Raw genomic sequence first — 26,566 nt, 5'->3', positions numbered from 1 at the left:
TACTGCGGGCTGACTGGAGTGGTGCGGGGAGCGGTTACGCGTGTGCGGTTACAGACCCAACTCTTCAAGTATGGGCAATCCGGCGCGCACGCGCTTGCGGGCCTCGGTCGGATTCGGCGCGGACACCGCGAGGACCGCGAGCTTCTTGGCATCGTCGAGGGTGACGGACTTCAGCACGGCTCCGACAGCGGAGAGCGAACGGGAGGTCATCGACAGGGTCGCGACCCCGAGTCCGACGAGCACGACGGCGAGCACGGGGTCGGCTGCGGCCTCGCCGCAGACGCCGACGGGCTTGTTGTTGCCTTCGGCGATCGAGCCTTCGACGGTCAGTCCGATGAGCTTGAGCACGGCAGGCTGCCACGGGGAGTTCAGCGCGGCGAGAGTGCCGAGCTGGCGGTCGGCGGCCATCGTGTACTGGGTGAGGTCGTTCGTGCCGAGGCTGACGAAGTCGACTTCACCGAGGATCCGGTCCGCGAGGAGCGCGGCGGAGGGGACCTCGACCATGACGCCGGGGATCTTGAGCCCTGCGGTGGCGCACATCGCAGCGAACTCCGCGGCTTCCTCCGGCGTCGCGATCATCGGGGCCATCACCCAGACGCTGGTCGAGGAACCTTCGGCGGCCTGGGCGATCGCGGTGAGCTGGCGGGCCAGCACCCCAGGGGTGGTCAGGTCGGTGCGGTATCCGCGCACGCCGAGCGAGGGGTTGGGCTCGCTCGTGTCGGTCAGGAACGGCAGCGGCTTGTCGGCGCCGGCGTCGAGGGTGCGTACGACGACCTTCTGGCCGGGGAACGCGTCGAACACGCCGCGGTAGGCGATGACCTGTTCTTCGATCGTGGGCTCGGTCTCGCGCTCGAGGAAGCAGAACTCGGTGCGGAGCAGTCCGACGCCCTGGGCGCCGGCTTCGGCAGCCTTGACGGCGTCCTTGGCTCCGCCGACGTTGGCGAGCAAGGGGACGAGGTGGCCGTCCGCGGTGCGACCGTTGCCATCGAAGACGGCGAGGATCGCTGCGGCGGTCTTCCAGGCTTCCACGGCGGCGATTTCCTCGGCGCCGGGCTCGAGGGAGAGGAGGCCGGCCGCGCCGTCAACGTACACCTCGATGCCGTCTTCGAGGGCGTCGACGCCGGGGGCTGCGACGACGGCCGGGAGGCCGAGGGCGCGGGCGATGATCGCGGTGTGGGACTGCGGTCCGCCGCCGGAGGTGACGAGGGCGAGGATCTTCTCCGGGTCCAGGGTCGCGGTGTCAGCGGGGGCGAGGTCCTCTGCGACGAGGATGAACGGTGCGTCGGCGAGGGGGATGCCCGGCGCGGGAACACCGCGGAGCTCTGCGACGATACGGGCGCGCACGTCGAGGACGTCCGTTGCCCGCTCGGCCATATACCCGCCGAGGTTGATCAGCATCTCGGCGACGGAGGCGCCGGACTCCCAGATCGACCGCTCGGCGGACAGGCCGGTCTTGATCAGCTTGATGGCCGCCTTGATCAGCATCGGGTCCGTCGCCATCAGCGCGGTGGCCTCGAGGACGGCCTTGCTCGCGCCGGTCGCTCCCGCTGCGCGGTTCTGTAACTCGACCTGCACGGTCTTGGCAGAGGCACGCAGCAGTTCGGCGGCGGCATCCGCTGAGAGGGACGCGGCCAATCGTTCTCCGGCCGGGGGTTCACTGACCGGTTTGGGCATCTGCCGAATCGATCCGATGATCCGCCCGGGACTGACGCCCACGCCGGAGAAGTTCTGCTGCACGGTTTAACCTCTATTCTTGCGTGGGAATTGGTTGCCCACGGTAACGATATTACGCGGCGGCCGGTACGGATCACGTATCGGCCGCCGCGTTTTCATGCGGTGATGGTACTACTGGTTGTTCAGGCGGTGACGAGAACCGGGGCTTCCACTCCGGAAACGACCTTCTTCGTGGTGTACCGCTTCAGGGCGATGACGACCAGGCCTGCGACGACGGTGCCGATCGCGATTGCCAGGGCGAACAGCGCGAAGCTGTCGATCGCGAAGAAGACGAAGATGCCGCCGTGCGGGGCCTTGCTCGTGACACCCCAGGCCATCGACAGGGCGCCCGTGACACCGGCACCGAGCATGCTCGCCGGGATCACGCGCAGCGGGTCTGCCGCGGCGAATGGAATGGCACCCTCGGAGATGAAGGACGCACCGAGCAGCCAGGCCGCCTTGCCGTTCTCACGTTCGATCGGGCTGAACAGCTTCTTGTCGAGCACGGTGGCCAGGGCCATCGCGAGCGGCGGAACCATTCCGGCGGCCATCACGGCGGCCATGATCTGCCACGGAGCCTGGTTGGCCACGGTCGCGGTGCCGAGGCCGGCGACGGCGAAGGCGTATGCAACCTTGTTGACCGGGCCACCGAGGTCGAAGCCCATCATCAGTCCGAGGATCAGTCCGAGGACGATCGCCGCTGCGCCGCTCATACCCGTGAGCCAGGTGTTCAGTGCGGCGGTGAGCCACGCGATCGGACCACCGAGCACGAGGAACATCAACCCGGAGGCGACGATCGACGCGACGAGCGGAATGATCACGACGGGCATCAGGCTGCGGAGCCAGCGCGGAACATTGAGCCGCGCGAAGCTGGCCGCTGCGACACCGGCGAGCAAGCCGCCGGCGATGCCGCCGAGGAAGCCGGCACCCATGAAGCCTGCGACGGCGCCCGCGACGAACCCGGGGGCGATTCCGGGGCGGTCGGCGATCGCATAGGCGATGTAGCCGGAGAGCGCCGGGACCAGGAAGCCCATCGACAGGGCGCCGATCTTGAAGAAGACCGCGCCGAGATAGATCGCAAGGCCGCCGTCGGGCAGGTTGAAGAGGCTGTTCTGCAGGGTGACGACATCGGCGATCTTGGTGATCTCATAGCCACCGAGGAGGAAGCCGAGTGCGATGAGCAGGCCTCCACCTGCCACGAACGGAATCATGTAGCTGACACCGGTGAGGAGCGCGCGCTTGACCTTCTGGCCGAAGTGCTCGTTCTTCTCGTCGACCTCCGCCGCTCCTGCGGTTCCGCCGACGCGGCGGGCGTTCGGGTTCTCCGAGGCCGCGATGGCGTCCGCGATGAGCTTGGCCGGCTCGTCGATGCCGCGCTTGACTGGAACCTGGATGACGGGCTTGCCCGCGAAGCGCTCGCGGCCGCGCACGTCGACGTCGACCGCGAAGATCACCGCGTCGGCCGCTGCGATGACCGCGGGGTCGAGCATTGTGAGGCCGGCGGAGCCCTGCGTCTCGACCTGCATCTCGACGCCCGCGGCTTCCGCGGCGGCCGAGAGGGCCTCAGCGGCCATGTAGGTGTGCGCGATACCGGTGGGGCAGGCCGTGACGGCGACGAGGCGCTTGACCCCGGTGCGGACGGATGCCGCGGGGGCTGCAGTGCCGCCGCCGACAGCGACGGGAACGGGGGAGACGACGTTGGTGACGAGCTCGACGATCTCTGCGGGCGTCGTGGCGGCGCGCAGGGCGGCCGTGAACGCGGGCTTCATCAGCGAACGGGAGAGCTTCGCCAGGATCTTAAGGTGTTCCTGGTCCGCGCCTGCCGGCGCGGCGATCAGGAAGACCAGGTCGGCGGGGCCGTCTCCTGCGCCGAAGTCGACCGGGGTCGACAGGCGGGCGAGCGCGAGGGTCGGCTCGGTAACGGCTGCGGAGCGGCAATGCGGGATGGCCAGGCCACCGGGGATGCCGGTTGCCGTCTTCGCTTCGCGGGCGAGGGCATCCGCGTACAGGCTCTCGATCTCGGTGGCCCGGCCTGCGCCGACAACGAGCTCGGCGAGTCGCCGGATGACGCTCGAGGGAGCGGCTCCGAGGTTCTTATCCAGAGCGACGAGCTCCGGGGTGATCAGTGCACTCACTGGACATCCTCCTTTGGATGGGTCAGCTGCGTCACGGTGACGTCGCTGGGCTTTGTTTGGTTCAGTGCCGGAACGGTTGATCCGGGCAAAGATGCGGCTGCGGCCCCGTGGGCTGCTGCCTGGCGGAGCGCATCGGGGGCGCTGCCGCCGGCCAGGTCGCTCAGCAGGAAGCCGGCCAGCGACGAGTCGCCGGCGCCGACGGTGCTCACGGCGACCATGGGCGGCGTCTGGGCGAGCCAGGATCCGTCCCTGGTCGTCAACACGGCACCCTGGGCGCCGAGCGTGGCGAGGACCGCGCCGACGCCGCCGGCCACGAGGCGAGCGGATGCCGCTGCGACCAGTGACGGATTGCCCTCGAGGGCTTCGGCGTCCGGGATCCCGGTGAGTTCGGCGAGTTCCTCACCGTTCGGCTTGATCAGGTCTGGGCCGGCGCTCACGGCAGCGGCGAAGGGGGCGCCGGACGAGTCGACGGCGACCTTCGGCGCCGCGGAGCCGTAGCGGGCGCGCAGCCGGCGGATGATGTCGGCGTAGAAATCGACGGGAGCTCCCGGTGGAAGCGAGCCGGCGAGCACGACCCAGCCTGCTCCATCCGCCCGGTCGAGCACGAGATCGATGAGTTCGGTCTGTTGCGCGGGGGTCAGCACCGGGCCGGGCACGTTGACCTTGGTCGTGGTGCCGTCCGGCTCCGTGATCGCGACATTGCTGCGGATGCTTGCGCCGATCGGCATGCCGAGGTGCGGGATGCCCGCATCGGAGAGCGCGATGAGCACGGGATCGAGGGCGTCGCCGGGCAGGATCGCGAGGCTCTCCACGCCGGAGGCCTCAAGGGCGCGGCAGATGTTGACGCCCTTGCCCCCCGGCTCCACGTGGCTCGCCACGGCTCGCTGCACCTCGCCGCGGGCGAGGATGCCGTCGAGCGAGATCGTGCGGTCCAGGCTCGGATTCGGGGTAAGCGTGATGATCACGCGATCACAACCTCTACGTCAGCCGCGGCCAGGGCCGCGGAAAGTTCCGGTGATGGGGGTGCGTCCGTGATGAGCACGTCGATGTCCCCGAGGGCGGCGAACCGCACCAGGGTCTCTTCGTCGAGCTTGGTGGAATCGGCGAGCGCGACGACGAGCCGTGCCGATCGGACGATGGCGGTCTTCACGGACGATTCGACGAGGTCGGGGGTGCTCAGGCCGAAGATGGCATGCACGCCGTTGGCGCCGATGAACGCGATATCGGGGCGGAGCCCCTCGAGCTGCGCGATCGTGCTCTGGCCGACGACCGCGCGGGTCAGGCCACGGACGCGACCGCCGAGGAGGTGGAGCTGGATTTCCTCGTTGCCGGCAAGCTTGTATGCGATCGGAACGGCGTTCGTGATGACGAGGAGCTGGTCGTCGGGTCCGGCGGATGTCCAGTCGGCGAGACGGTCGGCGAGGAGCTCGGTGGTGGTGCCGGCGTCGAGGATGATCGACCCGGACTGGCTGGTCGGGATCATGGCGAACGCGGCAGCGGCGATGCGTTCCTTCTCGTCGTGTCGCTGGGTCTGCCGTTCGGCCAGGCTCGGCTCCGAGAGGCTGAGGCGGTCGAGGGCGACGGCCCCGCCATGGACTCGACGCAACTGCCGGGAGCCTTCGAGCGTATCGAGGTCGCGGCGCACTGTTTCCGGGGTGATGTCGAAGCGGGTTGCGAGTTCATTGACGGTGACCCGGCTGGCTTCGCTGACGAGTTCGGCGATCAGCGCCTGCCGTTCTTCCGCAAACATGATACCTCCTCGTCTTTGAGTGACCCCCGCCACTGCGCGGCCCGATCGCTTCGATCAGGATTGACTACACGATATCTGTGTTTCTTTTTGTTTGTCAAGGAAAACACAGAAGAACAAAGATGGATGCTGTGGGCGGGCCGATCGGCCCGTGTCGGTGCTGGACGGTAGCGTGACGACCATGAGGATCCTGCACACGTCGGACTGGCACATCGGGCGCACGTTCCACACGCACTCGACCCTCGAACACCTCCGGATCGTGCTCGACGCGCTCGTCGACGTTGTCCGCGATCGTTCGATCGACGTGGTCGTCGTCGCCGGCGACGTGTTCGACTCGGCGATGCCCTCAGCGGACAGCTACACCCTCCTCGCGACGGCCCTCCGCGAGATTCGGAACGCCGGCGCGCAGGTCATCATGACGAGCGGCAACCACGACTCGGCCACCCGGCTCGGGTTCCAGTCCGAGTGGGCCGGCCTGGCGGGCATCCATGTGATCACCCGGCCGGAACAGGTCGCCACGCCGGTCACTCTCACCGACGAGCACGGACCCGTGCACTTCTACGGCATCCCCTTCCTCGAACCGGCCCTGGTCCGCCACCTCTATGCCAATCAGACGCACCCGGAACGAACGCTCAAGACCCACGAGCAGGTGCTCACCTTCGTCATGGACCAGATCCGGTCGGATCTCGCGGTCCGCGGCGGTCGCTCCGTCGTGCTGGCGCATTGCTTCGCGGCCGGCGTCGCGGCCACGCAGGAGGCGAGCGACGTCGAGCGGGACATCACCGCCGGCGGGCTCGACCTCGTGCCGGTCAGCGTGTTCGAGGGCCCGGACTACGTCGCACTCGGGCACATTCACGGGCGAGCCAGGCTCGAAGACCGGGTGCGCTACTCCGGCGCACCCCTGCACTACTCGTTCGCCGAGGCCGCAAAGCCCCGCGGCGCCTGGCAGGTCGACCTCGGCCCCGACCGTTCGGGGAAGGGCGCCGAGCTCGAGATCGAGTGGGTCGCCCTCCCGGTTCCCCGGAGGCTCAGTGTGCTCACCGGCGAGCTCGAGGAACTCCTCACCGCCGACAGGTTCGCAGCATTCGAAGGGGACTGGGTCTCGGCCGTGCTGACCGACCAGGTCAGGCCCCTCGACGGCATGCGGGCGCTCCAGAAACGTTTCCCGCACTGTGTCACGCTCGAACACCGGCCGGCCGTCGTCGTGGATACCGGCAGCGAGAGCTACGCCGAACGGATCAACCGGCAGACCGATCCCGACATCGTCGCCGGCTTCCTGAGCTTCGTGCGCAACGGTGTCGGGCAGACGGAGTTCGAGCGAGACCTCGTCGCCGAACTGCTCGCGGCCGGGGAACTGAAAGAAGTCACCCAGTGAGCATCAGGAACACGAGGAGTACGACGTGAAGATCAAGCGCCTGCGGCTCGCCGGGTTCGGCCCGTTCAAGAACGAGCAGGTCGTCGACTTCGAGCGCTTCGACGACGACGGTATCTTCCTGATCACGGGCAAGACCGGCGCGGGCAAGTCCAGCATCCTCGACGCGGTCTGTTTCGCCCTCTATGGAAGTGTTCCGCGCTATGAGGGCACGGAATCGCAGTTGCGCAGCGACCATTGCGAACCCGGTGATCCCACCTTCGTCGAGCTCGAATTCGGCCTGAACGGGAACGACTATCGCATCTTCCGCACTCCCAGGTACCTCAAGGCCAAAAAGCGGGGCATCGGCACGACCGTGTCCGCACCGGATGCCCGGCTCGAGATCCGCGACGCCGCCGCGGTCGACGCCGCTGCCGATGCAGTCGACGGCTGGCGGGGTCTCGCCGCACGCCCCGTCGATGTCGGGAACGAACTCTCCCGCATCCTGCCGCTCAAACAGGACCAGTTCCTGCAGGTGATCCTGCTCGCACAGAACCGGTTCCAAAGGTTCCTGCTCGCCAAGACCGACGATCGTCGCGAGGTCCTGCGCACCCTCTTCGGCACCAGCAGGTTCCAGAGTCTGGAGACAGAACTCATCACGCGTCGCAAGGCCCTCGACGATGAACTCACCGGCGTGCGCGTGCGGCTCGAGACTCTCGCGGCATCCGCCGCCCGGCACGTGCCAGCAGGCACCGAGCCCGGCACCGCAGCACCAGACCTGGCCTGGTTCGAGGCGGCCACCGCCGAACTCGAGCAGGCACTCGCCGTCGCCGTCGCCGCGGCTGCCCGTGCGGATGCCGCACTGGTCGACGCGACGGCCGGGCTTCGGGCCCAGGAAGAGATGCGGGCCCGCCAGGACCGCAGGGACGCCGCAACGGCCACCCTGGCCGTGCTCGACGAGCGCAGCTCCGTTGTCGACGCCGACCGTGACGACCTCGCGGCCGCGCACCGCGCTGCCCGGGTATGGCCCCAGATCGAAGCAGAGTCCGCTGCGCTCGCCGCTGCCCTCGACGCGGCGCGGGCGGAGGTGGCTGCGCGGGAGAACTGGATCACGGTCAACGGTTCCGACGAGGTCGACCAGGACGGCGACGACGATCAGGATGCCGTCCCACTCTCCGCCACCATCGACCTGCTCCTCGAACAGCTCGGGTCCCTGAACGACGTCCTCGCGGCCGAGGAAGAACTGCCGGCCCTCGATGTGGAGTCCGGGTCCGCCGAGGCCGGGCTCGCCGAGATCCAGGCCACGCTCGACGGGCTGCAGGCGCGGATCGACGCAGCGCCCGCCCTGCTCGACGACCTCGACCGGGACCTCGCCGCGCTCGCTCGCGACTCCGCCCGCGAACCGGAAGCCGTCGCCGCGCTCGCCCGCGCGGTCGCCGCGGAAGCCGCAGCCGCAGAGGCTGCCGCGCTCGAGGCGGACCTCGACAGGGCACGCAGCCGGCACGCGGCCGCCGCCACCGAGAACGCCGACGCCGCCGGACGCTACCGAGACCTCGTCGCCAAGCGGCTGGCCGATCACGCCGGCGAGCTCGCCGGCCGGCTCGTTTCCGGCGAACCGTGCGGGGTGTGCGGTTCCACGCTGCATCCTCACCCCGCGGAGGCGCCCGGTGAGCCGGTCACCGAGGGCGACATCGAGGCCGCCCTCGCCGGAATGACCCGCGCCCAGGAGGACCTCGAGCGCAGCAACGGTGAGGTCCTCAGCCTGGGCGCGCGCGCCGCCGCCGCCCGTGCTTCCGCCGGCCCGGGAACAGGTGCCGACCGCACGGCCTCGCGCGCGGCCGCGCTCACCGCACTTGAGACTGCCCGCACCGCCGCGGCACGGGAAACGGAACTCGGTGCCGAGCGGCTGCGGCTGCGCACAGAGCTCGACCACGCGCGGGAGACCCTCGCCGGGGTCCACTCCGGCAGGGACGACGCCGCGACCCGGCTCACCGAAATCCGCGGCCGCCGCATCGCGATCGAGGAACGGGTGAATCGGCAACTGGCGGGCTACACCTCCGTCACCGAACGGGCCGAGAGCCTGCGCACCGAGCTCGAGGCGGCGCGCGCCTTCGAGACGGCCCGCGCCCTCAGCGGCGAACGGGATCGTGCCCTCGATGCCGCCTCCGCGGCCGTGGCCGACCGGCTCACCGCGGAAGGCTTCGTGGAAGCAACGGAGGTCGTCACCGCACGACTCACGCCGGCCGAGATCGCGACGCGGGAGACCGGCATCCGTGCCCACGACGACCAGCTCGCCGCGGTGCGCGCCGTGCTGGCCGAACCGGAGCTCGCCGACCTTCCCGATGTCGCGCTCGATCTGGACCCGGCCAGGGCCGCCAGGGCCGCTGCGGCCACGGCCAGGGACGAGGCGTTCACCGAGCACGGGACCCTCGCGATCCGGCAGGAGGAACTGGCCGTCGTGGTCGCCGAGGTCCGCGCGCTTGCCGCCACCTCCGCGACCCTGCTCGTCACCCAGGCCCAGGTGCGGGAGCTCGCCGCGGTCGTTCACGGCGAGGAACCGAACACCAAACGGATGAAACTCGAAACCTACGTGCTCGCCGCGCAACTCGAGGAGATCATCCTCGCCGCGAACGGTCGCCTGCGGGACATGACCGGCGGCCGATACGCCCTCGAACACGACGATTCCCTGCAGTACCGCGGCACCCAGTCCGGCCTCGGACTCGCCATCCTCGACCAGCACACCGGACGGGCCCGCCCGACCCAGTCGCTCTCCGGCGGCGAGACCTTCCTCGCCTCACTCGCCCTGGCCCTCGGGCTCGCCGAGGTCGTCTCGCACCAGGCCGGCGGAATCGCGCTCGACACCCTCTTCGTCGATGAGGGCTTCGGCTCCCTGGACAGCGAAACGCTCGAAACGGCGATGAGCACCCTCGACGGCCTCCGGGCCGGTGGCCGCACCATCGGACTGATCAGCCACGTGGATTCGATGAAGGAACAGATTCCGGCGAAGCTCGAGGTCACCGTCACCGATCAGGGTTTCAGTGAAATCGGCAGCACAGTCCTCGTCTGAAGCTGCGCCGGTTTGGACCTGTGCTCGTCTGACGCTGTGCTCGTCTGACCGGCCCGGCCTGCCCGGAGGGGCTCACAGTCGATGGGCGGGACCCTCTGGGCCAACACCACGACGCCTCATAGAAATCCGATAGCTTCCGGGACTTGGGTGGGAACCAGTCGCGACGGTACGGCCGTCACCCGGAGGAAAAGGATCTCACAATGACTGGCACCGAACCCACGGGCACGGAACCCACTGGCACGGAACCCACGGGCACGGAACCCACTGGCACGGAACCCACTGGCACGGAATCCACGGGCACGGAACCCACGGGCAACAGCCTGGCCGCACCCGTCGTCAACCCGGCCTTCCACCGGCCGCGCTTCCGTGCCGGAGTGATCGTCTCGATGGGGCTCGCTGCAGCCCTCGTCACCGCGACGACGGGCGCCGGCCTGTACTTCTCCTCGATGGCCGTCGCCCAGGTCGTCGCCGCGGCCTCCTCCTCGAACAGCTCGACGTCGGGCACGAGCAGCTCGGGCTCGGTTGCGGGATCAACCGGATCATCGGGAACCTCAGGTTCCTCGGCGACCCTCGGTACCTCCGGCCTGCGCCCCGGCGGCCCCTCCAACTATGGGTCCGGCACCGCATCCGCGACGACGGCCACCGCGCTCGACACCACTGCGGCAACGGCCGCGCAGTCGGTCGGCGTCGTCGTCATCGACACCGTCCTCAAGTACCAGAGCGCCGAAGCGGCCGGCACCGGAATCGTGCTCACCTCGAACGGTGAGATCCTGACCAACAACCACGTCATCGACGGCGCGACGAGCATCAGCGTGACGGTCGTCTCGACCGGCGTGAGCTATGTGGCGGATGTCGTCGGTACGGACTCCTCGCAGGACATCGCCGTGCTGAAACTCGAGAATGCCTCCGGGCTGGTCCCCGCCACTCTGGACACGACCTCGACCGTCGCGGCGGGGGACGCGGTCACCGGGGTCGGCAACGCCGGCGGAACGAGCACCCTCACCGCGGCGGCCGGCACCGTCACGAGCGTCGACCAGACCATCACCGCGTCGAGCGAGGATGCCACGGACGCCGAAACCCTGACCGGCCTGATCCAGGTTGACGCGGACATCCAGTCCGGCGACTCCGGCGGGCCCCTCTACGACGCCGACGGGGAGGTCATCGGCATTGACACGGCGGCGTCCTCAGGGACCGCGACGATCAGTGGCTTCGCGATCACGATCGACGCGGCCCTCGAGGTCGTCACCCTGATCCACACCGGCGTCGAAACGAGCACTGTCACGATCGGCTACCCGGCGTTCCTCGGGGTCGCGGTCGGTTCGGGCGCCACCACGTCGACGGACACGGGCTCTGTCAACGGCCGCAGCTACCGCGGCAGCCTCGGCGCGGCATCCGGCACCACCGGATCGACGGCCACGACCGGTGACTCGGCCGTGATCACGGCGGTCGTCGCCGGTTCGGCCGCCGCCACCGCCGGGATCGTCGCGGGCGACACCATCACCGCCGTCGACGGCACGTCGATCACCTCGGCCGCCGCCCTCACCTCGACCCTCACGGCGTACAACCCCGGCGACTCGGTCACCCTCACCTGGACGGACACCGCCGGGGCACCCCACACCGCATCCGCGACCCTCACCGCCGGCCCCGCCGACTGACCCGCGCGCGTCTCCTCTCCGCGAGAGCGTAATTTTGGCCCTTAAACCGCTGGTTTAAGGGCCAAAATTACGCTCTCGCGAGGTGGGTGGACGCGTCGACGTGACGGGACGGAGCGGGAAGGGGCGGCATACTGTCGGCATGACCCGGAACTGGACCCCGCTCGCCCTCGTGTACCTCGGCTTGAGTATTGCCGGCCTGATCGGCACCTGGACGTACAACATCCTCTCGATCAGCCAGGCGCGCGACTACGTCGGCGACTGGACCGGAAGCGGCCCCTCGGTGTCATCGCTCACCGTCGACCTGCTTGTGACAGCCGTGGCAGGCAGTATCCTGATCATCGTCGAAGCCCGCCGGCTCGGCATGAAACGCGCCTGGCTCTACGTCGTCCTCGCGTTCGTTCTCGCCTTCGCGTTCAGCTTTCCGCTGTTCCTCGCGATGCGCGAGCGTCAGCTGGAGGCGACAGGGATGCTGCCGGATCTTCCGCCAGAACAGCTGTCGAAGCCGTGACCCCTGTCGCATGCCCCGCCCGGCTCACGGAGATCGCCGCAGCAGCGAGGCCCGCGATGACGACGGCGATTCCGAGCACGTACCCGCCGACGCTCCCATATCCGCCGGGTCCGGTCGGGTCGAGGAACGGGTAGGTGTAGAACCCGGTGACGGCGCCGCGGATCACGGCGTAGACGACCCACACGATCGGATACAGGAGGGCGAAGCCCAGGGCCTTCCAGGCGAGGGCCGGCCGCCCAGGGGCGAGGAGCCAATCGACCAGGATGAAGATCGGCGCCCAGACGTGCAGGACCTCGTTCGGCCAGGCGATCCCGGTGAAACCGTCGGACACCACGTTGCGCAACAGTGCGTTGTAGACGACCGCGGTCACGATCGCGTAGCAGAGCCCCGACATCCTGATCCGGGTGAAAAGCTCCGGGTCTGCCCGGAACCGGAGGGCGAGGGAACCGCCCCAGAGCAGGACGACCGCGTTGACCAGGCTCGACTGCACCGTGAAGTACCCGAAGTACTCCGTCGGCACGAAGGCGTCGTGCACAGCCTGGTCGACGACTTGAGTGAGCACACTCGCGAGGAGGAGCATCCCGATCGCGAGGCGGAAGACCCCGAAGACGCGTCGTTGCGTGGTCACCGCTGCTGTTGCCATGGCATCACGATAGCGGTGCGGACGGGCGGGATCGACGGACCGGGCGGGCGCGTTCAGAACGGGTTGAGCAGGCGGTGCAGGAACTGCCGGGTGCGTTCCTCGCGCGGGTTCCGGAGCACCTGCCTGGGGTCGCCGTGTTCGACGATCGTGCCGCCGTCGACGAAGGCGATCTCGCTCGCGACCTCCCGGGCGAACTCCAGTTCGTGGGTGACGATCACCATGGTCCACCCCTCGATCGCGAGTTCCTTGATCAGGCGCAACACGTCCCCGACCAACTCAGGATCGAGCGAGGACGTCGGCTCGTCGAAGAGCAGGAGCTGGGGGCGGAGTGCGAGCGCCCGCACGATCCCGACCCGCTGCTGCTGGCCGCCGGAGAGTTCGAACGGAAACGCATCCGTCTTGTCGGCCAGACCCACCCGGGCGAGGAGAGCGAGCGCCTCCGCGGTGACCTCCGCCTTCGGGCGGCGCTGCACGACGACAGGACCCTCGAGCACGTTCTCGAGCACCGTCTTGTGCGGGAACAGGTTGTAGTTCTGGAACACCATCGCCGACCGGTCGCGGAGGGCCGCGAGGCTCTTGTCGCTCGGGCCCTTGACGGCGCCGAAGTCGACCGTGATCGCGGTTCCGGCGAGTGAGGGGTCCCCGGGCGTGGCGGCGACCTGCGTGGCGTCTGCGACCTCGGCGGTGATCGTGATCGTGCCCCCGTCCGCGGTTTCGAGCCCGTTCAGGCACCGCAGAATGGTGGTCTTCCCCGAGCCGGAGGGGCCGATCAGGGCGAGCACCTGGCCCCGGGCGACGGTGAGGTCGATGGACTCGAGCACGCTGGTCGAGCCGAAGCTCTTGCGCAGCCCCCGAACGGTGAGCAGGGCGGCGGATGCCGCGGGCTCTGTCCCTTCGCCGTGCTGCGGCTCGGTCGGCGGGTCGAGCGGGGTATCAATGGGCGACATAACGGTCCAATCGCTTTTCGAGCCTGCCCTGCACGGTCGAGAGCACGAGGCAGATCACCCAGTACACGAGCGCGGCCTCGAGGTAGAGCAGCATGAATTCCTGGCTGAACGCCGCGACCTTCTGGGCCTGCCGGAAGAGTTCGGTGACAAGGATCAGCGAGGCGAGGGAGGTGTCCTTGACGAGGCTGATGAACGTGTTCGACAGCGGGGGGACCGAGACGCGGGCGGCCTGCGGCAGGATGATCCGGGTCAGTGCCTTGCTGCGGGACATTCCGACCATCCAGGCCGCCTCCCACTGGCCCTGGGGCACGGAGAGGATCGCGGCGCGGATGACCTCTGCGGCATACCCGCCGACATTGATCGAGAAGGCGATCACGGCGCTCGGCCACGGGTCGATCAGAAGCCCGAGCGAGGGAAGCCCGTAGAAGATCACGAAGAGCTGCACGAGCAGCGGCGTTCCCCGCACGATCGAGATGAACACCCGGGCGATCGCGGACAACCAGCGCTGCCGGGACAACCTCATGAGCGCGAGGACGAGCGCGAGCACGAGACCGAGCGCGAAGGAGACGAGCGCGAGCGGAATCGTGCCCTGGATGGCGCCCATCAGGATCGGACCCAGTGCGCTGAGGGCGAGGTCCCAGTTCGACTGAGTCATCTGCTGGTTACTTCGAGACGTCGGCCCCGAAGTACTTCTCCGAGATCGAGGTCAGGGTGCCGTCCGCGGCAAGATCGGCGAGGGCGGTGTCGACGGCGGTTGCGAGGGCGGTGCTGCCGCCGGCGAACGCGAGGGCGCTCTCCGACTTGTCGGTCGTGGTCGCGGCGACCTTGAGCCCCGAAGCGTCGTTGTTCTTCTTGTAGTCGAGGAAGGTCAGGTTGTCGTTGATCGTGGCGTCGACCCGGCCCTGCTCGACGAGGGCGACGGACTGCGCCCAGCCCTCGACGGCCTGCACGTTGGCGCCGCTCTGGGTCGCGAGGGTGTTCCAGTTGCTCGTGAGCGACTGGGCGGTGGTCTTCCCGGAGAGGCTCTCGAACGAGGTGATCGAGGTGTTGTCCGACTTCACGACGATCACGCCCGTCGAGTAGGTGTACGGGGTGGAGAAGGTGTACTTGGCGGTGCGCTCAGGGGTGATCGAGACCTGGTTGGCGATCGCGTCGAACCGGCCGGCCTCGAGCCCGGCGAAGATGCCGTCCCACTGGGTCTCCTGGAAGGTCGCGGTGACTCCGAGCTTGGCGGCGACGGCCTTGACCACGTCGACGTCGTATCCGGTGATGTCTCCGGCGCCGTTCTCGTGGAACGAGAACGGGCGGTATGTTCCCTCTGTCCCGACCGTGAGCGTTCCCGCCTTCTGCACCTTGGCGAGGGAATCGTCGGCGGTCGTTGCGCCGCTCGTGCTTCCGGCCGTGCCGCCGCTGGCGCACGCGGTGAGGGACAGTGCTGCGAGGGTGACGATGGCTCCCGCGACGAGCGCGGAGCGGAACGTGAGCTTCATGGGAATGCCTAACGCGAATGCAGGGAATCGAACCGCCGGTTTGACGCTTCGGAAGGTGAAAGACCAGGGTGGCGGTCCTTCACACGAGGGAGTCTCCGGGCCGGGTGTGTTCACCGGGGACTTCCGAAGAATAACAAGGTGCAGGCATCCCCGACTATTCCCGTGACGCACGATGACGCCCGCGCCGGTCGTTCTCCGCCATCGCGAATGCGCGCCACGGGAGGGGGCTGCCGCCTTGTCGGCCGTGCCGCCGGGACGTATGCTGCGCGCATTCGATGTCGTTGCTCCTGCCACGGAGGTCGCCGTGCTCACACCCGAACAGCATGATCGGTCCGGCGCTGTTTTGCTGGGGCTCGCCGCCGGGGATGCCCTCGCGTCCGGCGGTGACTTCGAGTGGTCCGAGCGGACGGCCGCGGCCGTGGACCTCGCGCTGCTCACGGCCGACGGCCTCGACCCCAGGGAGGCCGCGGTGCGGGAAGACCCCGGCCCGGCCGCGGAACCCGACGTCGGCGATCCGGATGCGGCCGGGCTCGCGGCCGGGCGGTGCCTGCTCCGGACGGCCCCCGTCGCCCTCGCCCTGCTCGACGACCCCGTGGCGCTCGCCGAGGCCGCGCGGTTGGTGTCGTCCGTGCGCGGCACCGCGCTGAACCGCACCGCACCGACCGACTCGGGACGCCCCGACGCCGACCCGGGCGCCGGCGACGCGGGCGTCCTCTTCGCGCTCTCACTCCGCGTGGCGGTCCTCGAGGGGCGCCTCGATCCCCGGGCCGGGTTCGAGACCCTGCCCGCAGAGACGCGTGCCGCCTGGGAGGCCCACCTCGCCGCGGCCGGGCGGGGCCGCACCGTCGACGTGCAGCGTGTGGGTCCGGTCGGCTGGATTCTGCAGGGCGCGTGGGCGATCCTCGGCGACGCGGGCGCCGTGGATGCTTCCCGCGTCGAACCGGTCATCTCCGCTGCCGCGCTCAGCGGTGCCGATCCCGCCAGCGTGGCCGCCGCCGGCGCGCTGCTCGCGGGACGGTGGGGACTCGAGGCGGTGCCGGCCACCTGGCGCCGCCGCCTGCATGGACGGCCTGACCTGTTCGGCATCGACCTCGTGCGTCTCGGGATGCTGTCCGCCCGGAGCGAGGTGCCGCACGATCCCGACGACCCGGCCCGGATGGACGTGCTGCGCTGAGGTTCGGTAGCGCTGAGGGTCTGAAGCGCCCGGGGTTTTGTAGACTCGACTGGGCTCCGCTCGCCGAATTCCCTGGGCGTCCCTCGAGAGGACAGCAGTAATGAGCCTGATCAGGCTGAATGACGTCAGTGTTCGATTCGAGAAGACGCAGATCCTGCGCGACGCCTTCTTCCGGCTGGAGCCGGGCGACCGGGTCGGCCTGATCGGCAAGAACGGGTCGGGAAAGACCACGATCCTCAAGCTCATCCTCGACCAGGTGGCACCGGACTCCGGCACCGTCACGCTCGAGAGCGGTGTCTCGATCGGGTACTTCTCGCAGTTCTCCGAACTGGACGGCTCCTCCACCATCACCGAGGTCCTGCACGGCCTCTTCGCTCCGATCAAGGCCATCGAAGCCGAACTCGCGTCGATCGACGCGGCCATCGCCGTGGCCACGGACTTCGACGCCCTCCTGCACCGCCAGGCCGAACTGTTCGAGGACATGGACCGGCTCGGCGGCTGGGATTACCCGCGCCGGATCGACACGGCACTCAGCACCCTCGGTTTCAACGAGGCCCACCGCGTCTGCGCGATCGACGAGCTCTCCGGCGGCTGGCGCAACCGGGCGGCGCTTGCCAAGATCCTGCTCGAGGACCCCGACGTCCTGCTCCTCGACGAGCCCACCAACTACCTCGACGTCGCCGGCGTCGAATGGCTCGAGGCCTGGTTCCGGGACTTCCACGGCGCGGCGATCATCGTCTCGCACGACCGGAAATTCCTCGACGCCGTCGTCACCCGGATCATCGAGGTCGAGAACTTCCACCTGCACGAGTACCCCGGCAACTTCGGCGAATACGTCATCCAGAAGCAGTTCCGGCTCAAGACGCTCGAGCAGCAGTTCGTGCACGAGTCCGAGCTCCTCGCGTTCGAGTCCGAGGGGATCTCCGACCGCAGGGAGGCGGCGAAGGCGGCGAGCCGCACCCTCGACGGCCAGCTGGCGCAGATCAAGAAGGCGAGGGCGCCGCGCCCGGTCGACCAGATCATCACGGAGATCTATCGTGGCCTGCACGTGAAGGACGTGCTCTGCCGGGTCGAGGGCCTCAGCAAGTCCTATGGCGACAAGGCCCTGTTCTCCGACCTGAGCTTCGAGGTCCGGCGCGGGAACAGGATCGTGGTGCTCGGCGCCAACGGCAGCGGCAAGACGACCCTGCTGCGGGTTCTCGACGGCGAGGAGAAGGCCGACTCCGGGTCCGTGACCTGGGCGGGCGGCATCGCGCCGGTCTCCTACAACCAGGTCCTCGCCGAGCTCGACGAGAAGGACACCGTCACGCACGCGGTGAACGCCATGCCCGGCAGCCTCGCGTTCACCGCGACCCGCAAGTCGGTGAACCGCTTCCTCGCGATGTTCCAGTTCTCAGAGGCCGACCTCAAACAGACGATCGGCAACCTGTCCGGCGGGCAGAAGGCGCGCGTCGCCATGGCGCAGTGCCTGCTCTCCGGGGCTTCGGTGCTTCTGCTCGACGAACCGACCAACCACCTCGACCTGTCGAGCACCCAGGTGATGGAGCGGGCCCTCGTGCACTTCCCCGGCGCTGTCGTCGTGGTCAGCCATGACCGGTTCTTCACCGACAAGATCGCCAACCGGTTCCTGGTCTTCGGCAGTGAGGCCGCGGAGCCGGGCGAGATCGAGGTCAGGGTCGCCTGACCCCGCCGGAAACGACCCGCTTACATCAGGCCGAGCGCCCCGAGGGCGAAGCGGATGGCCGGGGCGATGTGGGTCGAATACGCAGGAGTCATGTGCACGGTGTCGTACTTGGTCGGAATCGTGCCCGCGAACGCCGGGCAGGCGCCGTTGTAACAGCTGAACGGCAGCGAGGACACGAAGAAGCTGCCGGATCCGTTTAACGCACTGGTCGCCGCCGCGAAGTCCTGCCAGGCCTGGTCGATGCCCGTGTTGCAGTTCTGCGGGCTCGACACCGGCGAATAGCACTGGCCGAGGCTGGCCCCGAGGGGCGGCGGTGCGAGGTAAACGATCCGGCCGGCGGCGTTGTACACGGCCGCCTCCGCGGCCGTCGACGCGACGAGGGTCTCCGCGGAGAGGGCGGTCCGGTCGGGCGTCTTGCCGAGCGCGTATGCGTTCGAAATCACGACGAGCCGCGGGTTGTCGGCCACGATGCGCTGGGCGACGTCCTGTTTGCGCTGGGGGCAGGCATCCATCACGCCGGCGCCGTCGTTCTGCACGGGCACGGCCGTGAACCGGCAGCCGTACAGGCCGATCGTGGTGATCTTCCACTGCCCGTTGCTGCCCTCCGCGATCGCCTTGAACGCGGGGGCATAGGCAAGGGCCGTCGAGTCGCCCACGAGGTACATGTGATTCGGGGCGTCCGAACTGCCCCAGGTGCAGCCGTCGAAGCTCGGCGTGCTTCCGACATCGAAGCAGCCCCTGGCCGGGTTGTTCTTCGACGTCGTCGCGATCGCGTCGTCGAGGGTGGGGGAGAGGTTCCCCGGCCACTCGGTTGACGAGGCAGCCGCGCCGAGATCCGCCTGCAGCTGGGCTGTCGGGTCCTCCACCGGGCCGGGCGCCGCGATGGGTGCTGCCGGGGAACTCGTGCCGTGCAGGGTGACCTGGGCGCTGACACCGATCACGGTCGCGATCACGAACAGGCTCAGCCCGGCAAGAATGAACTGGGAGCCGAACTTCTCCCGCCAGGTGCGCCAGGCGAGGCGGCTGGATTCCGCTGAATCGCCGAACCGGTGCAGCCACGGTGACCGGTGCAGTGGCTGCTCGATGAGGTAGTACGACACGATCGAGAGCGCGAGGATCATGCCGAGGATGACCTGCACGCTGAGCGTGGGGTCGGCCATCAGCAGGAACACCATCACCGGGAAGTGCCAGAGATACAGCGAGTACGAGAGGTCGCCGATCCAGACGCTGAGCGGGTTCGTGAGCGGGAACAGGTAGTGCTGCGGGCCGGTGATGCCGCCGATGATCACGAGGGCGGTCGCGGCGACGGGGACGGCTGCCCAGGGCCCTGGAAAGGCGAGGGCGTCGTCGATCAGGAAGAAGCCGGCCAGGATCCCGAGCAGTCCAGCCCAGCCGAGGAGCCCGCGCAGGGCGACGGGGATCCGGGGGAAGACCGGGGCGGCCGCGGCGAGCAGGGCGCCGACGCCGAGCTCCCACACCCGGGAGAACGTGGACAGGTAGGCGGCGGACGGCGTGGTCGCGCTCTCACCGAGGGCATGACAAAAAGACACGACAATGACGACGACCATCACCAGGCCGAGGACCACCCTGCCGCGGCGGACGCTCCGCAGGCGCTTCGCGCCCACGGTGAGCACGAGGAGCACCACGATCGGCCAGACGAGATAGAACTGCTCCTCGACCGAGAGCGACCAGTACGGCTGCAGCGGCGAGGCCGGGTCGGTCGCATGGAAGTAGTCCGTGCCGATGGCCGTGAAGTGCCAGTTCGCCGCGAAGACGAAGGCCCAGGCGGCATCCCAGAGCGTGGAGAGCGCCCGCGTGGTGTTGAACAGGAAGTGGGCGAGGACCGCCGTGGCGACCAGTACGGTCACCGCGGCCGGAGCGATCCGCCGGATGCGCCTGGCGTAGAAACGCCGGAGCGAAATCGTGCCCGTCGTCTCATGGTCGCGGAGCAGGATCCCGGTGATCAGGAATCCCGAGATGACGAAGAAGATGTCCACGCCGATGAAACCGCCGGTCGGCCACATGATCACGTGGTTGAGCACGACCGCGACGATGGCGACGGCCCGCAGCCCCTGGATATCCCGGCGCACGGTGGTTTCGCGTGGCGGCGCCGGAGCAGGTCGCTCGGTCTTGAGTGTCGATGTCACGGGTCTCCCTGGTTCTGAATGCCCGGGGAGTTTACCGGAAGGATGTGTCATCGCGGATGCGTGCGCGGCTCCCGGAACGCGCGCGGACTCAGGAACGCAGCGCCAGGGCGAACGGGAGCACCGCAGAGGTGCCCGCCCGGCGCAGCAGCCGCCCGGCGACGGTGAGGGTCCACCGGCTGTCGGCGAGGTCGTCGATCAGCAGGACCGGCTTGCCGGCGAAGGGCGCCAGGGACGCGGCGAGTTCGGGCCCGACCTCGAAACGGTTCCACACCGCGGCGAGGCGATAGGCGCTGTTCCCGCCGCTGCCGCCTGCGGGCCCGCCGCCGACGAGGTCCAGGGAGCCGAGCCAGGGCAGGCGCCCGGCCTCCGACAGGGCGCGGGCGACCGAGGCGACGAGAAGCGGATGCCGCCGCGACGGCATGCTGATCACCGCGGCGGGTCGTTCGTCCCAGTTCCAGTCGGCGAGCACCCGTACGCAGGCGCTTGTCATCGCGGCGGTCGCCGGGGCATCCGCTGCCTGGACGGCGAAGAGGTCACGGAGGGGTCCGCCCCAGCCGAGGTCGGTGAGCCGGGCGAGGGCGCGGCCGGGGGCGAGGCGCTCGCCAACCGGGATGTTGCCGCGCACGTCGACCCCGAGGCTCGCGACCCCGGTCGGCCACTGGGCGCGGGGTTCGAGTTCCACGCCGACCCGGTCGAGCGAGGCGGCGGCTGCCGAGGCCGCCGCCACGGCGACGTCGGACGGGTACCACGCGGTCGTGCAGGTGTCGCACCGGCCGCAGGGCACCGCGGTGTCGTCGTCGAGGGCGCGCTGCAGGAACTCCATCCGGCAGCCGGTCGTGCGTTCGTAGTCGATCATCGACTGCTGTTCGGCGAGCCGGGCGGCCGCGATGCGCTCGTAGCGCACCTGGTCGTAGACCCAGGGCTTCCCGGTCGACACCCAGCCGCCGGTGACCCTGCGCACGGCGCCGTCGACGTCGAGGACCTTGAGCAGCAGTTCGAGGGGGGACCGCTTGAGGTCGACGCGCGCCTCGAGCGCCGGCGTCGAGAGAGGGCGACCACCCGCGTCGCCGAGGGCGCCGAGCACGGCCTCAGCCTTGTGCTCGCTCGGCATCGACGAGGTCGCGAAGTACTGCCAGATCGCCTCGTCCTCGATACCGGGGAGCAGGAGCACGTCGGCGTTCTCGGTCGCGCGCCCCGCGCGACCGACCTGCTGGTAGTACGCGACGGGGGAGGAGGGGGCGCCCAGGTGCAGCACGAAGCCGAGGTCCGGCTTGTCGAAGCCCATGCCGAGGGCACTTGTGGCGACGAGGGCCTTGACCTCGTTGCGCTTGAGCATCCCCTCAGACTCCTCGCGTTCCGCGGTGTCGGTCTGGCCGGTGTACGCGCGCACGGCATGGCCGGCCTCGCGCAACAGGCGTGCGGTGTCCTCGGCCGCTGAGACGGTGAGGGTGTAGATGATGCCGCTGCCGGGCAGCTCGTCGATGTGGCTGAGCAGCCAGGCGAGCCGGGCTCGCGAGTCGGGCAGCCGAAGCACGCCGAGCCGCAGGGAGGCTCGGGCGAGCGGCCCGCGGATGGTGACGACGCCGGGCCCCGCTGCCTGGCCTGTTGCCGGCGCCGCGGGTGCGAGCTGTTCCGCGACGTCCGTCACGACGCGGCTGTTCGCCGTTGCGGTCGTCGCGAGGACCGGCACCCCGGCCGGCATCGTCGCGATGAGGTCGCGCAGCCGCCGGTAGTCCGGACGGAAGTCGTGGCCCCAGTCGGAGATGCAGTGCGCTTCGTCGACGACAAGCAGGCCGACGCGACTGATGAGCGCGGGCAGCTGCTCGTCGCGGAAGGAGGGGTTGTTCAGCCGCTCGGGGGAGACCAGAAGCACGTCGACCTCATCCCTCCGCAGCCGTTCGAGCACCCCGGCCCACTCGTGCGCGTTCGAGGAGTTGATCGACACGGCACGCACGCCGGCGCGCGCCGCCGCGGCGACCTGGTCCCGCATGAGGGCGAGCAGCGGCGAGACGAGGATGGTGGGGCCTGCGCCCTGGCGGCGCAGCAGCAGGGTCGCGACGAAGTACACCGCGGACTTTCCCCAGCCGGTGCGCTGCACGACGAGCGCGCGGCGGCGGTCGTCGACGAGGGTGGAGATGGCCTCGAACTGCCCCTCGTGGAAGTCGGCGTCGTCGCGCCCGACCAGGGTGCGGAGAATCTCACGGGCGGATGCGCGGGTATCGGTCCGGGTGTCGGTCATCGTCCCAGCTTCGCAGGTGCCGCTGACAGTTCTGCCGGGACGCTCGGTAGGCTCGCAACGTGAAGGTCACCCAGGAACTCGAATCCCGCATGCACCCCGACGCGATCGCCGGCTTCCGGCTCATGCTCGCCGAGGCCCGCGTGAGGGACACGATTCTGCTGCCCGAGCGGGCGATGCAGCGGATGGTGGGACACGTGCAATGGATCCTGCGCCGGGTGGGTGCCGACGGCATCCGCCTCACCGATGCCGGCTACCTGCCGCCGGTCGATGTGCTCGCGGCGACGACGGAGCTCGACTGGGGCTGGCCCGTGACGGTCAACCGTGAGGTGCACATGCTTCCGTTGCAGGAGCTGCGTGACCACCTCCGCCGGGTCGGGCTGCTGCGGGTGAGCAAGGGTCGCCTCATGCTCACGAGCAGGGGTCGGGCACTCGCCGAAAACCCGCGTGAACTCTGGTGGCACCTCGCGCGCACCATTCGCACGAGCCGCTCGCCCGTCGAGGCGGACGCGACCAGCCTCCTCCTGGTGCTCATCGCCCGGCGGGGTTTCACCGAGGCAGCCCTGTTCAAGCAGGCGCTCGCGCTCGGTCTCGAGACCATCGGCTGGGGGCAGAAGAACGGCGAGCGCCTTTCCGCGGATGCCGCGTTCCAGGTCGTGCTCCCCAAGTGGCGCCTCTTCAACCACCTCGGCGTCTTCGAACGGAAGCCCCGCGACTACCTGAACTGGACGATCACCCCGGGCGGGGCCGCCTTCGCCCGCGCGGCCCTGCAGAGCGAGGTCTAGCCGCGGAACACACGCGCTCGCCGGCTGCCGCTCAGGCCGCGATGCCCGACCCGATCGTCGTGAGGAAGAGCGGCACGAGGGCGGCGAACTTGGCGAAGGTGACCAGCGTCGTGACGACGACGATGCCGGTCCAGACCCAGATCGGGGTCAGGCCGCGGCCCGCCTGGTTACGCACGACGATCGAGCGGCCGATCACGTAGATACCGGAGGAGAGGAAGGTCCAGGCCCAGTGGAACGGGCGGGTGAACCCGTCGGCGAGCAGCCGGCGCCGGTCGAAGTAGGCGAGGGTGACCGACGCCGCGTAGACGGCGATGCTGAGGAGCTGGCTGAGGACATCCGTCGCCGACGTCGTCGTGCCGGTGGAGCCCTCCGACAGCCCCCGGTTGAAGTCCGCGGTGAGGTCGGTCGACGCCACGTTGATGAGCGACAGGAGCGGCAGCAGCGTGATGATCCAGATGGCCGCGGTGTAGACGGGCGTGTCCGGTGAGAGGACCCTGGTCGGAGCGAGGCGCCCGTAGACGGGAGGCTCGGGATAGTGCAGGTCCATGGTCCAGGCCGCGCCGTTCCACCAGCGCTGGCGAGGGGAGCCTGCGGGGTCCGGATACCAGCCCGCCGCGGGAGCCGCCGCGGGCATCGGAATGTAATTGCCTGATCCGTCGGTCATTGTGCCCCCACCTAGTCGATTGCGGTCAGTCTAGGGCCTCCGCTACGGGACCAGGGGGAAATCGCGGACCTGGCCCGGGGCGAGCCAGGCGTCCTGGCCCTCCACCCGTACCCGGATCGGCGGGGCACCGCCGGCGCTGAGTGTCACGCGCAGGTTCGTCGACGTGAGCTCGAGCCGGATCGGGTGGTCCCGGTAGTTGATGCTGAACGAGAACGCACCGAGCTCCGCGGGGAGTACGGGGTGGAGCCAGAGGATGTCGTCGCGGATCTCGAGGCCGCTGTAACACCGCACCATCATGTCCACGGACCCCGCCATCGCGCCGAGGTGGATGCCCTCGTGGGTGGTGCCGCCCTGGATGTCGGCGAGGTCGCTGTCCAGGGCCCTGGTCAGGAACTGCCAGGAGCGCTCCCGGTCGCGACGGGCCTCCACCCAGGAATGCACGACGTTGCTCAGGGTCGACCCGTGCGTGGACCGGGACCCGTAGAAGTCCACCGTGGCGACGACGGCCTCCGGCGGCAGAGGGTACCCCAGCCCGTGCAGCAGCCTCCGCAGTTCCTCGGCCGAGAACAGGTAGAGCAGCATCAGCACGTCGGCCTGCTTGGACACCCGGTGGTTGTTCGTGCTGTCGCCCTCCGCGTTGAGGATCAGGTCGAGCCGGCCGAGGTCGCCGTAGCGGGCGCGATACCCCGCCCAGTCGAACTCGGGGAGCGCCTCGTATCCGTCGAACTGGCTGGGCACCCCTCCGGCCAGGAACGACAGCCGGAGCCGGCTGCCGATGTGCCGCCAGCGGTCGACCTCGCCCGGGCGCAGGCCGAGCCGGTTCCAGAGCGGCCGGCAGCTGCGCCCGTTCAGCACGGCGACCATGTCGACGGCCCGCGCCATCAGCCAGGCGGTCATCACGTTGGTATAGGTGTTGTTGCGCAGCCCCGTTCCCGGCGCTCCGGGGGCTCCATCGTGGAATTCGTCAGGTCCCATGACGCCGGTGATGTCGAACCGGTCGGCGCTCTCGTCGTACCTGGCCAGGGCCGCGAAGAACCGGGCGACCTCCAGCAGCAGTTCGGCACCCTGGTGGATGAGGAAGTCGACGTCCCCTGTTGCCTGGTAGTACGTCCACACGCTGTACGCGACGGCCAGCCCGACGTGGCGCTGGTTGTGGGAATGATCGGGCATCCACTCGCCGGTGCGCGGGTTGAACAGTTCGGCCGGGGTCACCTCCCGCCCGTCGATGCCGCTCTGCCAGGGGAACATCGCGCCCTCGAGGCCGGCGGCCGTCGCGGCCGCCCTGGCCTCGGCGAGGCGCCGGTACCGGTAGCCGATGAGCGCCCTGCTCAGGTCGGGGCGGCGCAGGGTGAGCACCGGGTAGACGAAGACTTCGTCCCAGAACACGTGCCCCCGGTAGCCCTCCCCGGTGAGCCCACGGGCGGGGACGCCGGCGTCGAGGTCGGCGTCGACGCCGGCGAGGGTCTGCAAGACGTGGAAGGTGTTGAGGTTGAGCGCGAGGGACTGGTGCTCGTTGTCGTCGAGGTTCACCGCGAACTCGTCCCAGAGCCCGCGCCATTCACGTTCGTGCGCGACGAGAAGGTCCGCCGGGTCGGCGACCCGGCGCATCCACGCGGTCACGGCGAAGGGCGCCGACACGACGGCACGGTCCCTCGACGTGCCGACGATGACGGTCTTCTCCACCCGGACCGGGCGCCCAGGCTCGAGGTGCAGCTCGAACTCGTGCGCGACGAAGCCGGGTTCGCTCAGGAATCGCCGGTCCACCATGATCTCGCGGGGTGGGCCTGGCCGATCCGCGCCCGCAGGGTCGGCCTCGAAGACCCGGGTGCGCGCGGCCATCGCGATGTGCACGCCCGAGACGGTGGTTTCCATTTCGAGCAGCACGGTGCGGTCGTCGACCTCGGTGCGGGCACGTGGCATCAGGTGCCTGTTCGTGAGCGCGGCATCGGCCGCCACATTGCGGTTCGCGACGCGGCCGTCGACGGCCGAGCGCACCGTCACAGGGCCGGACCAGCCCTCAGCCTCAAAGGTCGTCTCGAGCACGGCGACGTGCGGGTCGGACTGGGACACGAAACGCCGCGAGGTGACCGTTGTCGTGTGCCGGTCGGCGTCCCGAAAGCGGATGACCCTGGTCAGCAGGCCGCGCCTGAGGTCGAGTTCCTGCCGGTAGTCCAGGACTCCGGGGTCCTCTGGCCGGAACCAGTCCGCGGTGCCGATGCGGAACGACAGGGCGAGCCAATTGGGGGCATTGACCATGTGCTCATCGTCGCGGGAATGGCTGCCGAGCTCGGTGTGAACCGGGTTGTAGACGCCGGCGAGGTAGGTGCCCGGGTAGTGTACGGCATCCGACGAAGCCTCTGGGGCAGCGCCCCGGGTGCCCCAGTATCCGTTGCCGAGGGCGCAGAGTGCTTCGCGGACGCCCTCGGTGGCCGGGTCGAAGCCCTCGAAGCGCAGCACCCAGGCGTCGGCAGCCGCGTCGCCGCCCGCGACGGCATCCGCGACGGTGCTCGGCGGGCGCCTCGGAACGGTGCTCGCATCGGCGGTGTTGCTCGGCCGGACGGTCGGGACCATGGCGCACCCTTCTGCGGTCATCCGTCCGGCGAAAGCCCTCGTGCATGCC

General features: G+C 69.4%; 19 protein-coding genes. 7 read left to right on the top strand and 12 right to left on the bottom strand.

The genetic code is table 11. The annotated features are described in order from the left end of the window. Positions 1-48: 48 nt before the first annotated feature. The 4 genes from ptsP to RHM57_RS11955 form a co-directional block, all read right to left on the bottom strand. Entirely contained in the window at positions 49-1,737 is a 1,689-nt protein-coding gene (ptsP, locus tag RHM57_RS11970) for a phosphoenolpyruvate--protein phosphotransferase (protein ID WP_134445913.1), read from the bottom strand. Between the two features lie 119 nt (positions 1,738-1,856). Next, a complete protein-coding gene (locus RHM57_RS11965; protein WP_322135383.1) occupies positions 1,857-3,848 on the bottom strand; it encodes a fructose-specific PTS transporter subunit EIIC in 1,992 nt (663 codons plus the stop codon). Further along, a complete protein-coding gene (locus RHM57_RS11960; protein WP_134445911.1) occupies positions 3,845-4,813 on the bottom strand; it encodes a 1-phosphofructokinase family hexose kinase in 969 nt (322 codons plus the stop codon). Before RHM57_RS11960 ends, RHM57_RS11965 begins: the two co-directional genes overlap by 4 nt. After that, positions 4,810-5,598, bottom strand: coding sequence for a DeoR/GlpR family DNA-binding transcription regulator (locus RHM57_RS11955; protein ID WP_134445910.1), 789 nt, complete (start codon positions 5,596-5,598; stop codon positions 4,810-4,812). Before RHM57_RS11955 ends, RHM57_RS11960 begins: the two co-directional genes overlap by 4 nt. Before the next feature lie 178 nt (positions 5,599-5,776). Here RHM57_RS11955 and RHM57_RS11950 point away from each other — a divergent pair, with 178 nt between their 5' ends. The 4 genes from RHM57_RS11950 (at position 5,777) to RHM57_RS11935 (ending at position 12,176) form a co-directional block, all read left to right on the top strand. Next, the gene (locus tag RHM57_RS11950; protein WP_134445909.1) at positions 5,777-6,970 is read left to right on the top strand and encodes an exonuclease SbcCD subunit D; all 1,194 of its coding nucleotides are present in this window, start codon (positions 5,777-5,779) and stop codon (positions 6,968-6,970) included. A 25-nt stretch (positions 6,971-6,995) separates the two neighbouring features. Continuing rightward, positions 6,996-10,013 carry an AAA family ATPase gene (locus RHM57_RS11945; RefSeq protein ID WP_322135384.1) on the top strand — a complete coding sequence of 1,006 codons (3,018 nt, stop codon included), beginning with the start codon at positions 6,996-6,998 and terminating at the stop codon, positions 10,011-10,013. Between the two features lie 200 nt (positions 10,014-10,213). Further along, on the top strand, positions 10,214-11,668 hold the full coding sequence (locus RHM57_RS11940; RefSeq protein WP_322188225.1) for a S1C family serine protease: 1,455 nt from the start codon (positions 10,214-10,216) through the stop codon (positions 11,666-11,668). Positions 11,669-11,807: 139 nt separating this feature from the next. After that, positions 11,808-12,176, top strand: a complete 369-nt coding sequence (locus RHM57_RS11935; protein ID WP_322135386.1) for a DUF2834 domain-containing protein — start codon at positions 11,808-11,810, stop codon at positions 12,174-12,176. On the opposite strand, the gene RHM57_RS11930 is transcribed toward RHM57_RS11935, so the two are convergent. The 4 genes from RHM57_RS11930 to RHM57_RS11915 are packed head-to-tail and all read right to left on the bottom strand — an operon-like array spanning position 12,082 to position 15,256. Then, positions 12,082-12,819, bottom strand: a complete 738-nt coding sequence (locus RHM57_RS11930; protein WP_322135387.1) for a Pr6Pr family membrane protein — start codon at positions 12,817-12,819, stop codon at positions 12,082-12,084. The two genes, RHM57_RS11935 and RHM57_RS11930, sit on opposite strands and share 95 nt — an antisense overlap. 53 nt (positions 12,820-12,872) lie before the next feature. Next, positions 12,873-13,766 carry an amino acid ABC transporter ATP-binding protein gene (locus RHM57_RS11925; protein WP_134561501.1) on the bottom strand — a complete coding sequence of 298 codons (894 nt, stop codon included), beginning with the start codon at positions 13,764-13,766 and terminating at the stop codon, positions 12,873-12,875. Next, a complete protein-coding gene (locus RHM57_RS11920) occupies positions 13,753-14,421 on the bottom strand; it encodes an amino acid ABC transporter permease (RefSeq protein ID WP_322135388.1) in 669 nt (222 codons plus the stop codon). The genes RHM57_RS11925 and RHM57_RS11920 overlap by 14 nt, the downstream gene beginning before the upstream one ends. 7 nt (positions 14,422-14,428) lie before the next feature. After that, a complete protein-coding gene (locus tag RHM57_RS11915; protein WP_322135389.1) occupies positions 14,429-15,256 on the bottom strand; it encodes an amino acid ABC transporter substrate-binding protein in 828 nt (275 codons plus the stop codon). Positions 15,257-15,560: 304 nt separating this feature from the next. On the opposite strand from RHM57_RS11915, the gene RHM57_RS11910 reads away from it, so the two are divergent. After that, positions 15,561-16,430: a hypothetical protein gene (locus tag RHM57_RS11910; RefSeq protein ID WP_322135390.1), complete on the top strand. Its 870-nt coding sequence runs from the start codon at positions 15,561-15,563 to the stop codon at positions 16,428-16,430. Positions 16,431-16,530: 100 nt separating this feature from the next. Continuing rightward, the gene (locus tag RHM57_RS11905) at positions 16,531-18,114 is read left to right on the top strand and encodes an ABC-F family ATP-binding cassette domain-containing protein (protein WP_134445900.1); all 1,584 of its coding nucleotides are present in this window, start codon (positions 16,531-16,533) and stop codon (positions 18,112-18,114) included. A gap of 20 nt (positions 18,115-18,134) precedes the next feature. Here RHM57_RS11905 and RHM57_RS11900 read toward each other — a convergent pair whose 3' ends face one another. Both RHM57_RS11900 and RHM57_RS11895 read right to left on the bottom strand, forming a co-directional pair. Beyond that, positions 18,135-20,261, bottom strand: a complete 2,127-nt coding sequence (locus RHM57_RS11900) for an acyltransferase family protein (RefSeq protein ID WP_322135393.1) — start codon at positions 20,259-20,261, stop codon at positions 18,135-18,137. Positions 20,262-20,349: 88 nt separating this feature from the next. Then, a complete protein-coding gene (locus RHM57_RS11895; RefSeq protein ID WP_322140917.1) occupies positions 20,350-22,500 on the bottom strand; it encodes a RecQ family ATP-dependent DNA helicase in 2,151 nt (716 codons plus the stop codon). A 59-nt stretch (positions 22,501-22,559) separates the two neighbouring features. Here RHM57_RS11895 and RHM57_RS11890 point away from each other — a divergent pair, with 59 nt between their 5' ends. Beyond that, positions 22,560-23,282: a hypothetical protein gene (locus tag RHM57_RS11890; protein WP_134445897.1), complete on the top strand. Its 723-nt coding sequence runs from the start codon at positions 22,560-22,562 to the stop codon at positions 23,280-23,282. 31 nt (positions 23,283-23,313) lie between these two features. Here RHM57_RS11890 and RHM57_RS11885 read toward each other — a convergent pair whose 3' ends face one another. Together RHM57_RS11885 and RHM57_RS11880 are read right to left on the bottom strand one after the other, a co-directional pair. Then, the gene (locus RHM57_RS11885) at positions 23,314-23,946 is read right to left on the bottom strand and encodes a DUF2510 domain-containing protein (protein ID WP_134559542.1); all 633 of its coding nucleotides are present in this window, start codon (positions 23,944-23,946) and stop codon (positions 23,314-23,316) included. A gap of 42 nt (positions 23,947-23,988) precedes the next feature. After that, positions 23,989-26,517 (bottom strand): glycoside hydrolase family 65 protein, encoded by a 2,529-nt coding sequence (locus tag RHM57_RS11880; RefSeq protein ID WP_322188222.1) that lies wholly within the window; start codon positions 26,515-26,517, stop codon positions 23,989-23,991. Between the last annotated feature and the right edge of the window lie 49 nt (positions 26,518-26,566).

The sequence above is a fragment of the Cryobacterium sp. 10S3 genome, from assembly GCF_034344045.1.
GTDB lineage: Bacteria > Actinomycetota > Actinomycetes > Actinomycetales > Microbacteriaceae > Cryobacterium > Cryobacterium glucosi.
The sequence above is the reverse complement of the archived record's forward strand: the minus strand, read 5'-3'. Positions and strand labels throughout refer to the sequence as shown.

Excerpts from the sequence above, each read along its gene's own strand:
- RHM57_RS11915 (WP_322135389.1), bottom strand. The coding sequence starts at position 15,256 with ATGAAGCTCACGTTCCGCTCCGCGCTCGTCGCGGGAGCCATCGTCACC.
- RHM57_RS11905 (WP_134445900.1), top strand. The coding sequence starts at position 16,531 with ATGAGCCTGATCAGGCTGAATGACGTCAGTGTTCGATTCGAGAAGACG.
- RHM57_RS11925 (WP_134561501.1), bottom strand. The coding sequence starts at position 13,766 with ATGTCGCCCATTGATACCCCGCTCGACCCGCCGACCGAGCCGCAGCAC.
- RHM57_RS11880 (WP_322188222.1), bottom strand. The coding sequence starts at position 26,517 with ATGGTCCCGACCGTCCGGCCGAGCAACACCGCCGATGCGAGCACCGTT.
- RHM57_RS11950 (WP_134445909.1), top strand. The coding sequence starts at position 5,777 with ATGAGGATCCTGCACACGTCGGACTGGCACATCGGGCGCACGTTCCAC.
- RHM57_RS11935 (WP_322135386.1), top strand. The coding sequence starts at position 11,808 with ATGACCCGGAACTGGACCCCGCTCGCCCTCGTGTACCTCGGCTTGAGT.
- RHM57_RS11920 (WP_322135388.1), bottom strand. The coding sequence starts at position 14,421 with ATGACTCAGTCGAACTGGGACCTCGCCCTCAGCGCACTGGGTCCGATC.
- RHM57_RS11885 (WP_134559542.1), bottom strand. The coding sequence starts at position 23,946 with ATGACCGACGGATCAGGCAATTACATTCCGATGCCCGCGGCGGCTCCC.
- RHM57_RS11955 (WP_134445910.1), bottom strand. The coding sequence starts at position 5,598 with ATGTTTGCGGAAGAACGGCAGGCGCTGATCGCCGAACTCGTCAGCGAA.
- RHM57_RS11930 (WP_322135387.1), bottom strand. The coding sequence starts at position 12,819 with ATGGCAACAGCAGCGGTGACCACGCAACGACGCGTCTTCGGGGTCTTC.
- RHM57_RS11895 (WP_322140917.1), bottom strand. The coding sequence starts at position 22,500 with ATGACCGACACCCGGACCGATACCCGCGCATCCGCCCGTGAGATTCTC.
- RHM57_RS11940 (WP_322188225.1), top strand. The coding sequence starts at position 10,214 with ATGACTGGCACCGAACCCACGGGCACGGAACCCACTGGCACGGAACCC.